The 12,642-nt window shown below is 48.7% G+C and carries 9 protein-coding genes and 1 pseudogene; 5 read left to right on the top strand and 5 right to left on the bottom strand.

Going from position 1 to position 12,642, the window contains the following annotated elements; translation table 11 throughout:
- Positions 1-567 precede the first annotated feature (567 nt).
- Complete coding sequence (locus ACZ5R2_RS01850) at positions 568-2,187, top strand: AAA family ATPase (RefSeq protein ID WP_464900804.1); 1,620 nt, start codon at positions 568-570, stop codon at positions 2,185-2,187.
- 564 nt (positions 2,188-2,751) lie between these two features.
- Here the strand turns inward: ACZ5R2_RS01850 and ACZ5R2_RS01845 are convergent.
- Positions 2,752-3,081, bottom strand: coding sequence for a hypothetical protein (locus ACZ5R2_RS01845; RefSeq protein WP_464900803.1), 330 nt, complete (start codon positions 3,079-3,081; stop codon positions 2,752-2,754).
- Between the two features lie 250 nt (positions 3,082-3,331).
- Here ACZ5R2_RS01845 and ltrA point away from each other — a divergent pair.
- Positions 3,332-4,595 (top strand): annotated as a pseudogene (gene ltrA, locus ACZ5R2_RS01840) (group II intron reverse transcriptase/maturase).
- 169 nt (positions 4,596-4,764) lie between these two features.
- Here the strand turns inward: ltrA and glpX are convergent.
- The gene (gene glpX / locus ACZ5R2_RS01835) at positions 4,765-5,772 is read right to left on the bottom strand and encodes a class II fructose-bisphosphatase (RefSeq protein ID WP_438461250.1); all 1,008 of its coding nucleotides are present in this window, start codon (positions 5,770-5,772) and stop codon (positions 4,765-4,767) included.
- A 255-nt stretch (positions 5,773-6,027) separates the two neighbouring features.
- On the opposite strand from glpX, the gene zapB reads away from it, so the two are divergent.
- On the top strand, positions 6,028-6,270 hold the full coding sequence (gene zapB / locus ACZ5R2_RS01830) for a cell division protein ZapB (RefSeq protein WP_438461249.1): 243 nt from the start codon (positions 6,028-6,030) through the stop codon (positions 6,268-6,270).
- 62 nt (positions 6,271-6,332) lie between these two features.
- Here the strand turns inward: zapB and metF are convergent, their stop codons facing one another.
- From metF to ACZ5R2_RS01815, 3 genes are all read right to left on the bottom strand, one after another.
- The gene (metF, locus tag ACZ5R2_RS01825; protein WP_464900802.1) at positions 6,333-7,229 is read right to left on the bottom strand and encodes a methylenetetrahydrofolate reductase; all 897 of its coding nucleotides are present in this window, start codon (positions 7,227-7,229) and stop codon (positions 6,333-6,335) included.
- Between the two features lie 213 nt (positions 7,230-7,442).
- Positions 7,443-9,857, bottom strand: a complete 2,415-nt coding sequence (locus tag ACZ5R2_RS01820; protein WP_464900801.1) for a bifunctional aspartate kinase/homoserine dehydrogenase II — start codon at positions 9,855-9,857, stop codon at positions 7,443-7,445.
- Between the two features lies 1 nt (position 9,858).
- Positions 9,859-11,025 (bottom strand): O-succinylhomoserine (thiol)-lyase, encoded by a 1,167-nt coding sequence (locus ACZ5R2_RS01815; RefSeq protein ID WP_464900800.1) that lies wholly within the window; start codon positions 11,023-11,025, stop codon positions 9,859-9,861.
- A 210-nt stretch (positions 11,026-11,235) separates the two neighbouring features.
- Here ACZ5R2_RS01815 and metJ point away from each other — a divergent pair, with 210 nt between their 5' ends.
- Both metJ and ACZ5R2_RS01805 read left to right on the top strand, forming a co-directional pair.
- Entirely contained in the window at positions 11,236-11,556 is a 321-nt protein-coding gene (gene metJ, locus ACZ5R2_RS01810; protein WP_438461245.1) for a met regulon transcriptional regulator MetJ, read from the top strand.
- A 73-nt stretch (positions 11,557-11,629) separates the two neighbouring features.
- Complete coding sequence (locus tag ACZ5R2_RS01805) at positions 11,630-12,637, top strand: substrate-binding domain-containing protein (RefSeq protein ID WP_464900799.1); 1,008 nt, start codon at positions 11,630-11,632, stop codon at positions 12,635-12,637.
- Positions 12,638-12,642 lie beyond the last annotated feature (5 nt).

Genomic DNA, 12,642 nt, shown 5'->3' with positions numbered 1-12,642 from the left:
CAAAGCAGTGCGCCCGATATACGTTGAAGTTGTTTCTAGCAAGCAGCCATGCAACGGGAATTATTGTGTCTTATTTATCTTTAGCCGCCTATACGGTGCGAAGCTATTTTCATTATTGTCTTAACCACAGACTCACTCGGACGGGTGGGAATGAGGTAGCAAGACCTATTGTTCAGCCAATAGTAGCCTAGGGATAGTGCATTTGCGGTAACGCAGTGTGCGGAGCTTCCTAACAATGTACCCCTGCTCAAGCAGTCATTGCCCTCTGTGAAGAAGGTGGTGAGATACCGCAAATAGCATGTGGTTGAGGGGCTAGGCTGAGTTATATGGTTAACGTATGTGAACTACTGATAAACACCATGAGCCTGAATGAGCGAAACGCTATTGAGGGAGCGATACTTTCACATGTGAAAGTTTGCGCCCAACGCTCAGACCAAAATGGTAGATGGCCGTGCTATTCCTCTGAAAGAGAAACATAGAATATGTGTTTTGATTCATTGTAGCTTGAGAAATTAAGATCAAAGCCCAATGTATTAACATCAACTAGTTAAGAATAAGGACTACCAGATGGCATCATTTTCATTACCTATACCTTGCAGACCTAATAATGAGGTAAGTAATTTTGAAGTTAGCAGCGGTAGTCTTACTTTTTTACTCGGAGCCAATGGTTCAGGGAAATCAACGCTCTTACATAACTTCAAAGCACATAACAGAAACGCTAAACGAATTAGTGCTCAGCGTCAGGTGTGGTTGGAGTCTGACTATGTGAATATGACTGCAGCACAGAAAAAGCAACAAGAAGCAAATTGGAATAGTCGAGAAACCCGAGAAGAAGCCAGATACAAAGATAGCAATGCATCTAATAAAGCTCTAGGCACTATTTTTGATATCGTTTCTGCTGAGAACCATGCAGCACGGACACTGGCAGCAGCATTTCGAAGGGATGATAAGGAGCAGCTTAAGAGCTTGTCAGAAGATGGTTCATTACTAGAGAAAATGAACACAATACTCAAACTATCGAATTTTGACTTAGAAATCAGTATCGGTGAGAAAGAGCAGGTGTGTGCACAAAGAAGCGGAATGCCTTCTTATGGTATCTCTATGCTATCAGACGGTGAACGAAACGCTCTTTTATTGATTGCTGATGTTTTATTAAGTCCTCAAGACTCTCTTATATTGCTAGATGAACCAGAACGCCATTTGCATCGCTCTATCTCGGCACCTTTGCTTCAGACTCTTTTATCTTACCGTTCTGATTGTGCATTTGTAATTGCAACTCATGACCTTCATTTGCCATTGGACACTGAAGATTCTAATGCAATCCTCGTAAGAGACTTTAACCCCTCCAAAAGACAATGGACAGTAGATTTTATAGAGGGTATTCAAGATCTTGATCCGCAGTTGTCTGAGGTTGTTCTTGGTTCAAGAAACAGGATTTTGTTTGTTGAAGGAAACCAAGCAAGTATGGATATACAGCTTTATCACCGATTGTTTCCTGACTTTAGCATTCATGCACTAGGTTCGTGTACAGAGATAGAAAGAGTTGTTCGTGGTCTAAATAATGCTCAAGCACTACATTGGATGGAAGCGTATGGAATTGTAGATCGAGATAATAGAGGAGAGGAAGAGGTTGCAGAATTGCAAGCTTCCAATATCTTCGCTCTTTCCCAATACTCGGTAGAATCATTGTATTACCATCCCGATATCATAAAGGCGGTACTCGAATGTGCCTCGGCTATTCATGATATAAAAGCTGATAAGGTATATGATGAGATTATAACTAAAGTTATTAATAAGTTAGATGAACCTACAGTCAAGCGCATGTGTGCTATGTTAGTCCAAAGAAGAGTCCGAAATGCTCTGACTCGAAAGAGTCCTGATTGGAAGACAATTATGAATGGATTGTCGAGTAACATTGAGTTTGGGGTCGAAGAAGTTCAAACCTTCCTATCAAGTGAGCAAGCAATATTTAATGAAGCGTTAGAAAAAAAAGACTTAGCGCTAATAACTTCTCGCTATCCACTAAGGCAGACTCCCGTACTTGATTTGATTGCCACCAGCTGTCCATTTAAAGATCGGAAAGCATATGAGTCAGCAGTGCGCAAAGCTACGTCTTCATCTATGGAAATACGAGATAAGCTTATAAACCTACTTGAGCCTTTGTATTCAAATATTGTGACTCATTAGATCGATAAAAAGCCCCTTTCGGGGCTATTTGGTCTAAGTATAAGTGACTCAGCCATTCTATATCAACCCGATCAGCAATCGTTTGAGCTGTTTCAGCCAAGTGCTTAACATCATGTTTAGCGTTGCTCTGGATATAGGTGCTTCAGCATTTTAGGAACTCGACGAGAGTAAACCCAAGTGTCATGGTGTTTCTTAAGGTGTTTGTTTGATGTAGCCATATGTAAATTCCTCTTCAAAATTGGTTATGTAAAACGACATGTAGCACGCTTGGCGGCTTGAATGTCTCTATTGGAGAGGGATGTAGCGATTAGTGGGGGTTTCGGGGTCTTTGATGTAAGCCAGCCGATTAAACTAAAAAGGGTCCTCTGTGAGGACCCTTTTTTGTTTGCCCAGCGAAGCTGGCAAACCCGTCAGGTTGAAAGAAACCTGAGTCACCCCGACTGAGGGGAAGATAATCCGAATCGCAAGGGCGTTGCTGGCCAACGGCAGGGTCTGAAGGAAGCGATAGGAAGTTAACAGTACACAACGTAAGTGAAGACTAGGCGTCCCCCCTGTTTCGGCAGCCTAGGTGGGTAAGCGTGCAAAATAGCGCGAAGCCCAATACTCAGTCAGACCTAAGCTGTGCTTGAGGGTGGCATTGTTAACAGGGAGCCAGTGCAGTAACTGGGGAAGCCTGGCACCACATCCGGGCAAATGCCGGAAGCGCTGAATCAAGGTGAAAGCCAAGCTCAGCGTTGGTGTGAGGTGGCAGATGAATCCGTAGTAGTGAGTAAAGCTTGGCCGATGAAAGCCAGTAATGGTGTGGAGGACAAAACCAAGCAGATCATCAGCAATATGTCTGATGGAGTGCAGGTTGCCAAAAGCAATCCAGCGCTGCGAAGGGATGAAGTACATTTTAAGTCTGTGATGAGCAGATGTTTTTTTTTTTAGTGGTACCCAAACCGGTTCGCTATCGGGGTATTCCAGCTTGGTCAGTTATGGAAATAATCGACTGAAATGAGAAACCGTACATGGGAGTAGCTTTGATGAACTTTAGTAGATTGCCCTTGAGCTAGAAGGCTAAAGAGTGAAGTGAAATAAACCGACACGAAGAAGAAATATCGCGCCCCCACACAGCGCACAAACCGAAGGAAGAGATGAGACTTTGAGAGTTTATTACAGTTTGTATGGGCACTTATTAAGTAAACGTCGCCTGTACAAAGGATTTATCAAAGTGAAGAAAGCAAAAGGCGCGGCTGGAATAGATAAGCAGAGCCTGAGTGACTTCGCCTCAAATCTGAGTGATAACCTCGACTTACTTCTTCTGGAGCTTAAAACCAAGCAGTATTGCCCTCAGCCAGTCAGACGGGTAGAGATCCCCAAAGACGGAGGAGGAGTAAGACTCCTTGGTATCCCGACAGTCCGGGATAGAGTCGTTCAACAAGCCTTGAACGATATCCTCACCCCCATCTTCGAAGAGCGGTTCCATCCATCAAGCTTTGGATATCGGCCAAAACGAAGTTGCCACGATGCTTATACGCCGATACGGCCTACAGCATGTGGTAGACATGGACTTATCAAAGTGCTTTGACAAGCTTGACCACGAGCTGATCTTAAAGAGCATCCGAAAGCGTGTCACAGATAGCAGCGTGCTGGCACTGATCGATCAGATGCTAAAAAGTGGTGTGATGATAGATGGCTATAGGCAGCAGACAGAAATAGGCAGTCCGCAGGGAGGGGTGATAAGTCCCTTGATAGCGAACATCTATCTGGATGCATTCGACCAAGAGATGCGCAGACGAGGTCACCGTATCGTTCGCTATGCAGATGACATACTGATCTTCTATCGTAGTCGAAAGGGAGCAGAGAATGCGTTATGTCAGGCGAGTAAAATACTGGAAAGCGATCTGAAGCTTAGCGTCAATCAGAGCAAATCCCACATAGCGCATAGCGATGAGGGAGTGAAGTTCCTTGGTGTAGAAATCGGGAGTCGATATACCCGTATTCAAACGAAGAAACTGTCAGCGCTGAAAGAGAAGCTAAAGCAGATGACCAAGCGCAGTGGTGGAAAACCAGTGAGTCAGGTGATATCAGATCTCAATCTAGTGCTGAGGGGTTTTAGCCAGTACTTCAGGATAGCCAATAGTAGCAAGGAGTTCAGGCGTATAGCAGGTTGGGTAAGACGAAGGCTGAGAAGTATCCAGTTAAGACTGTGGAAGAAACCGACACGGCTACACCGTAGGCTAAAACAGTTAGGCTATAGTCCGCCGTTTAAGTTTATCAATATGACGAACTGGAGAAACTCGTTAAGCCCTTTAGCGAGTCTTGCGATGCCAAACCAATGGTTCAACGACCTTGGTCTGGTCAACCTTGATCATGTTAGAACAGGGTATGTGTTCAGCGAATATGCTGAATGGAAATGTGCATGAGCCGTATACGAGGTCCGTACGTGCGGTTCTGTGAGAGGGATGAGGCGGTAACGCCTCACCCTACTCGATGATCTCAGCAGTAATCCGTAAAACGTCGCTGTGGGTAACGCCGGAAATGGACACAAAAAAAGCGAGGTACATGTACCTCGCTTTCTTAGAATCTTATGAATTATAAGATGATATCACGAACCTCAGGGTCTTTACGCTCTAGGTAGTGCGTCGACTTGATGCGACGAATCGTGCGACAGCGACCACGGATCAATAGGGTCTCAGTTGTGGCGATATTACCCTGGCGAGTGATGCCCTCAAGCAGGTCACCCTTGGTGATACCGGTTGCGGCAAATACAACGTTATCACTGCGCGCCATATCTTCCATACGCAGCACTTTGTGCGCCTCAACACCCATCTCTTCACAGCGACGTAGCTCAGCTGCGCCATAGATGCGGTTTTCTTCGCTGTCACCTTTTACATCGTGACGCGGCAGTAGGCGACCGTGCATGTCACCGTCTAGGGCACGGATAACGGCTGCAGAAACCACGCCTTCAGGCGCGCCACCGATACAGTACATAAGGTCAACTTCGCTGTCTGGCATACAAGTTAGGATAGAAGCCGCTACGTCACCATCTGGCACAGCGAATACGCGTACACCCATTGCTTGCATCTCTGCAATGACAGCATCGTGACGAGGCTTAGCTAGGGTAACGACAACGAGGGTATCAACTGACTTACCGAGCGCTTGAGCAACATTCTCTAGGTTCTCTTTCAGAGGCTTATTGAGGTCGATGCAACCTTTAGCGCCAGGGCCAACAACCAGCTTTTCCATATACATGTCTGGTGCTTTCAGGAAGCTGCCTTTCTCGCCAGCGGCAAGTACAGCCAGTGCGTTTGACTGACCCATTGCCGTCATGCGAGTCCCCTCAATAGGGTCAACCGCGATATCGACAGCATCACCACCGATACCGACATTTTCACCAATGTACAGCATTGGAGCATCATCAATCTCACCTTCGCCGATCACGATCTCACCGCTGATCTCGGTTTTATTTAGAAGGGCGCGCATGACTTCAACCGCAGCGCCGTCCGCAGCGTTTTTATCGCCACGTCCTAGCCATTTGTAACCTGCTAGGGCAGCACCTTCCGTAACACGTGAAAAGGCCATTGCTAAATCGCGTTTCATGATGACTCCAAACAATATTTTAGGGGAAAGAAATTGGACGCGCAGATTCTAGCATAGTCGGGCGTAAACGTTTGCTTTTTTGCTTAACGCAGATCAAATCAGCGCTTATTGACAGGAGAAAGTCAGAGGTGGTTAAATCTCAGGCAGATGGCACAATTTCTTAAGATAGCAGGTGTTTCTGCACAAATGGCTAGGTAGAATGGGGCATACAGTGAAGAAAACCTTCATTCAAACGGATAATAAAGGTAGGCGATGATGTCTTTTGAAGTATTAGAGCAGTTGGAAGCAAAGATCCAAACCGCAGTTGACACTATCACTCTTCTGCAGATGGAAGTAGAAGAGCTGAAACAAGAAAAATCACAACTAGAAACTGAAGCGACAGATCTCCGTTCAGGCCGTGAAGCCTTGGAAGTAAAGGTTCAGCAGATGCAACAAGAACATCAAGCTTGGCAAGAGCGCATTCGCGGTCTGCTAGGTAAAATGGACGAAGTTGAGTAATCGACGCCAGAATTAGAAAGAGCTGACCAAGGTCAGCTCTTTTGCTATCTACTGCTTTGTGATTAAACCACCTTTGGACGCACGCCTAGGGTGTGACACAGGGCGTAGGTCATTTCTGCACGATTGAGGGTGTAGAAGTGGAAATCTTTCACGCCCTCACGGCTTAAGATACGCACCATATCGATGGCTTGGCTAGCACCGACTAACTGACGGGTCGTGATGTCATCATCCAGCCCCTCGAACTGTTTTGCCATCCAGTTTGGTACCTTAACGCTGTTTTGCGCAGCAAAGCGCGAGGCCTGCTTAAAGTTCGATACCGGCAAGATGCCCGGTACGATCTCGACATCAATCCCTGCTGCTACGCAGCGGTCACGAAAACGTAAGTAGCTTTCGACATCAAAGAAGAACTGGGTGATAGCGCGATTCGCCCCCGCATCCACTTTGCGTTTTAGGTTGAGTAGGTCCGCTTGAGCACTCTTTGCTTCTGGGTGAACTTCAGGGAAAGCGGCGACCGAGATATCAAAGTCGTGGCGAGACTTAAGGAGCTCAACCAGATCGGAAGCGTACATATCCGGCTTACCACCCCCCGCTGGAATATCTCCACGTAGCGCGACGATGCTCTCGATACCGTTGTGCCAGTAGTCATCCGCAATCTGGATCAGCTCTTCACGTGAGGCGTCAATGCAGGTCAGGTGAGGCGCGGCAATCAGGCCGGTTGCCGATTTGATCTCTTTGATGATCGAATGAGTGCGGTCGCGCTCACCCGAGTTGGCACCGTAGGTCACCGAGACAAACTTCGGCTTAAGTGTTTTTAGGCGATGAACCGAATCCCACAATGTCTGCTCCATTTTCTCGCTGCTCGGTGGAAAAAATTCAAACGAAACATTGATGTTCTCATCTGATAACTCAGCGATATTTTGGTTAAGCGCATCGATATGGCTTGCGTGTGTGTAGCCCATAACATTCTCCCTGTGGTGAAACGGCACCGAAATCTGAATCCTTCAATCGACGTATAGACGTCTATATGGCTACAGAATGTAATGAAAGTGGATTAATGTCAATGGGATTGGTGTGAAATTTCTGCGTCAGATGAGAAGAAATACAATGACTGACGGAGTGGGGATATCGATGAGGGGCTGCTAAGCCAGCCCCTTTGTTTGTTTTACGCTAGATCACAGTCGGCTGGCAAGCAGATTAATATCCGATTGCAGCGCTCCGGCCGTGACTTCTCGACCTGCACCTGGGCCGCGGATCACCAGTGGATTATCTTTATACCACTTACTCTCAATCGCAAAGATGTTGTCGCAAGGCAGGAGGTTAGCCAGGGCATGTTCGCGGTTAAGTGCCTCTACGCCGACCGTTGCGGTGCCATTTTTCTCGAGACGCGCAACGTATCTCAATACCTTGTCTTCGCGCTGAGCCTTCTCTAGGCGCTCTGCTAGGGCATCGCTAAGGATAGTGCCATTATCAAAGAAATCATCCAAACTCATGCTGCTGAGCGCCTCTGGCACCAGAGACTCTACCTTAACGCGCTCGGGCTCGATATGCAGTCCTGATTCGCGCGCCAAGATAACCAGTTTACGCATTACATCGGAGCCATCGAGATCGCAGCGCGGATCAGGCTCGGTTAGGCCCTGCTGCCAAGCCAGATCGACCAACTCACTAAATGGAATCGAGCCATCATACTGCTGGAAGAGCCAAGATAAGGTGCCAGAGAAAATCCCTGATAGAGCGACAATCTCATCACCGCTCTCGCGCAGGTCACGCACGGTATGGTTTATCGGTAACCCTGCGCCCACAGTGGCGTTGTAGAGCCAGTGGCGGTTAATCTTGGCAAACGCATCTTGCACTTGGTGATAGTACTCGCTTGAGGCTGAGCCAGCGACTTTATTCGCCGAGATCAGGTGCATGCCTTGCTGGGCAATATCGAGGTACTGACCCGCTAATGTGGCACTGGCCGTGACATCGAGCACCACAGCGTCGTCAAAGCCGGTCATTGCACCGAGTTGCTCAATCCAGGCCTTGCCATCATTAGGCACGGCTTCTTCACTAAAGTGCTCAGCGACCAAACTTGGGTCAATGCCTTGTGGGTTAAACCAGTATGTTTGGCTATCAACCACGGCAACCAGCTCAAAGCTCATGTTGTGACGTTTTTCGAGCTCTTGTTTCTGATCAGCAAACAGCTCCAGCCAGCTTGAGCCAATGTTACCTTTACCACACAGGGCAATCGCAACGCGCTTTTGCGCTTGAAACAGTTGCGAGTGGATCTCAACAACCAGTGGCTCAGTATCTTGCTTGCGCGTGACGGCCACTAAGCTTAATCCCGACTCTGACTCGCTGATAAACTCTATCGCAGAGCTCTTGAGCTGCTGATAGAAGCCAAAGCTGTGGGTGGCGTTTTTACCTACGCCAGCACCCACTGCCGCGAACAGGGAAAAGCCCTCTTTGAGCTTAATCTCCGCCTCAATTGCGGCATCCTGAAGGAAGGCGAGTGAGCCATTGGCGATCTCTTGGGTGTACGCTAGACGCAGCATGTATTGATCGGGCTGCGAGTCATAAGACAAAGGCTCGAGTTGAGCACGCTTGAGCTTCTCAAGCACTTCTCGCTCGGCACGCTGATAGTCATGGTTATGAGAGAAGCGCAGCTGGATCAGCAAGACATCATCGAGCGAGGTGATAATCTTGGCTCCGCGACCGGAGGCAAGGACACGCTCAATGCGGGTCGAGCCAGCCTCTGGTTCGTAGCTGCATCGCAGGTGCAAGTCCATGGTACTTTGAGCGACAGGTTGCAACGTGCGGCTATGCAGTACTGGAGCTGCGAGGCGAGCCAGTTCGTTGGCCTCATCTAGGCGCAATAATGGCAGCAGACAGGCATCGTTAACCAGTCTAGGGTCGGCACTATACACTCCGGCCACATCGCTCCAGATGGTCACACGTGAAACTTCTGCTAACGCGCCGATAATCGTTGCGGAGTAATCTGAGCCATTTCGACCCAAAAGTACCGTTTCACCACGGAAGTTCTGCGCCATAAAGCCGGTAAAGACGACCCGGTGATGACTGTGTTGGGCCAGTAGTTCTTTGAGTAATGGATAGGATGCGCCGCGGTCGATCTCTGGCTGAGTGCCGCTCTCTGCGCGCAAAAACTGGCGAGAATCTTCTGCAACGGCTGCCAGGCCTTGTTCACACAACACCGCTGCCAATAGGCGTGCTGACCACATCTCACCATGGCCAAGCACAGATGCTCTAATCTTTGGATTAATCGGATAGGCCAGCTCCCCAAGGGCGCTAAACTCGGTGATCACGTTATCCAATAGGCGCGCCTTACTGGCTCCATCCTGGATTAGCTCTTCGACTAATTCCAATTGGAACTGGCGCAGAGCCTGTAAGGTCTCGTGTGCAAGCCGGCCATCTCTCTCGAGGTTATCCAGAAACTCAATCAGCTGATTGGTGGTCTTGCCTGCAGCAGAAACCACCACCAGATCCTCACTTGACGAGTAATCGCGCAGGATACGCACTGCCTTTCGATAGCACTCTGCATTGGCAAGACTACTGCCGCCAAATTTGTGCAACTGACGCTGTAGAGTCATGTTAAAACGCCTCCTTGGCTTTGCTGAAGGCTTGCTCTAGGTCAGCAATAAGGTCTCGATGATCCTCAAGCCCCACTGAGAGGCGTAATAGGTATTGCGAGATCCCAGCTTCAGCGAGGGCTTCTTCTCCCATTGCACGGTGAGTCATAGACGCAGGGTGACAGATCAAGCTTTCTACGCCACCTAGCGACTCGGCGAGCGAGAACAGCTCTAGTTGGCCGACGAAGAATTTCAATTGCTCGAACGAGCCTGCAAACTCAAAGCTTAGCATCGAACCAAAGCCAGATTGCTGCCTTTTGGCGATCTCATGGCCTGGGTGACTCTCAAGACTTGGGTGGTGCACCTTGCTTACCAGCGACTGCTCGACCAAGTAGTTAAGAATGTGCTGTGAGCTCTCCTCATGGACGCGCATGCGGGCGCCTAGCGTGCGAATTCCGCGCAGGGTCATGTAGCTATCAAATGGTGTACCGGTTGCTCCAATGCAGTTACCCCACCAAGCGAGCTCCTCAGCATGCGCTTCGGTTTTGGTGATCACGACGCCGCCAATCACATCGGAGTGGCCGTTGATGTACTTAGTGGTAGAGTGGATAACAAAATCCGCACCCAGCTCAAGCGGCTTTTGGTACACTGGTGTCAAAAAGGTGTTGTCGACGGCAACAAGCGCACCGACTTTTTTGGCCTCGGCGCAGATTGCAGCAATATCAACCACGCGAACTAAGGGGTTTGACGGGGTCTCAAGCAGGATTAGCTTGGGTTTTTGTGCCATAGCGCTGGCGAGTGCATCGCTATCGGTTTGATCGACAAACTGTACTTTAAAGTCACCCTTTTGCGCTCGGGTGTTAAACAGACGATAGGTTCCACCATAGCAATCATGTGGCGCAATAATCAGGTCATCGGGACCTAAAAATGCTGAAACCCACAGATTAAGCGCGGAAGTGCCGCAGTTGGTGACGACGGCCCCACAACCTGACTCCAGCTCGTACAAAGCTTGCTCAAGTAGCCCTCGATTTGGATTGCCAGAACGCGTATAGTCATACTTAGGCACATCCCCAAAGGCTGGAAAGCTGTAGTTGGTCGAGAGGTAGATGGGGGGAACAACCGCATGGTGTTGAGTGTCTGATTCGATGCCAGTGCGAACGGCAATGGTGGCAGGCTTGCGTGCGCTCATATGAGTGTCCTTCCCAAAAAAATGATTGTGCTTCACAAAACCGTTACACCTACTGGTTATAACGGTATTAAATTCCATTAGCAGACACTTTACTGCCCCTACAACAAGACGTCAATACTTCTAGACGTCTATATGTCTTTGCTCTTAGCCTTAAATCCGGCTAAAATATCTCCCTTACTCACTCCAACCAAAAATGACTAAAGGTTTCTCATGGCAGACTGGAATGGCGACTACACTAGCCCATATGCTGAGCATGGCAAAAAAAGCGAACAGGTAAAGAAGATTACCGTGTCAATTCCGCTTAAAGTACTGAAAGTATTGACGGATGAGCGTACGCGTCGTCAGATAAACAACCTGCGCCATGCCACCAACAGCGAGTTGCTGTGTGAGGCATTCTTGCATGCGTACACCGGGCAACCTCTGCCAACCGATGAAGACTTGCGTAAAGACCGTCCTGATGAGATCCCGGCTGAAGCCAAAGCGCTGATGACCGAGATGGGGATTGAGTTTGAAGCGTTTGATGAAGAGTAGCGTGTAGGCTGCTCTCAATAGGATTGTGACAGGTGGGCATGCGCTGACCTGTCTTTGAAGTTCTCAGGGATATATGGTTCAGCACAGTAAAAAGAGACGTACCACTCTACAAGATATCGCCGACCAGGTTGGCGTCACCAAAATGACCGTGTCGCGCTATATGCGAGACCCGAACTCCGTTGCAGAAAAAACCCGGCTTAAGATTGCTCAGGTCGTCGAGGACATCGGTTATATCGAAAACCGAGCGCCTGCGATGCTGGCAAACTCGTCGAGTAAAGCCATCGGTATCCTATTGCCCTCTCTGTCTAACCAGATCTTTGCCTCGTTTGTGCAGGGCGTAGAAACGGTCACTAAGGCCAATGGCTACGAAACCTTGATCGCGCACTTTAGCTATGATGAGCAAGAGGAGGAGAGCAAGATTGCCTCGCTGCTCTCTTACCAGGTAGATGGCTTGATCTTGACTGAGAGTCATCACACCCAGCGCACGCTGCAGATGATTAAGTCCGCCGGTGTCCCGGTGGTTGAGACAATGGAGCTGCCAGAGCAACCGATCGATATGGCGGTCGGCCTAGATCATATTGCTGCTTCTTATGATGTGACCAAGCAGATGATTGCCGCTGGCAAACGCTCCATCGCCTACTTTGGTGCACGTTTGGATACTCGAACCCGTCTACGTATGGCCGGTTATGACAAGGCGGTGATTGAGGCAGGTTTCACGCCGAAACATATTCTGACGGAGGCGCACTCGAGCTTCTCGATGGCAGATGACCTGTTGGACATGGCCTTTGCACAATACCCAGATCTCGATGGTGTGTTTTGCACCAATGATGATATCGCGGTTGGGGTACTACTTAGTGCCCAGCGCAGAGGCATTCAAGTGCCAGAGTCATTGTCTGTAGTGGGTTACAATGCGCTCGACATCGGCAATATCGTCAGCCCGAAGCTGACCAGTGTCGACACGCCACGCTTTGAGATTGGGGTCAAAAGTGCTGAGCTATTGGTCGCACGCTTAAAAGGTGAGCCCATAGATAGCACCAGTGTGGATATGGGTTATCGAGTCAACTCTGGTGAGAGTATCTAAATAAA

The organism is Vibrio sabulosilitoris (genome assembly GCF_055391395.1).
Note: the sequence above shows the minus strand (reverse complement) of the source record. Positions and strands in the feature narration are given on the sequence as shown.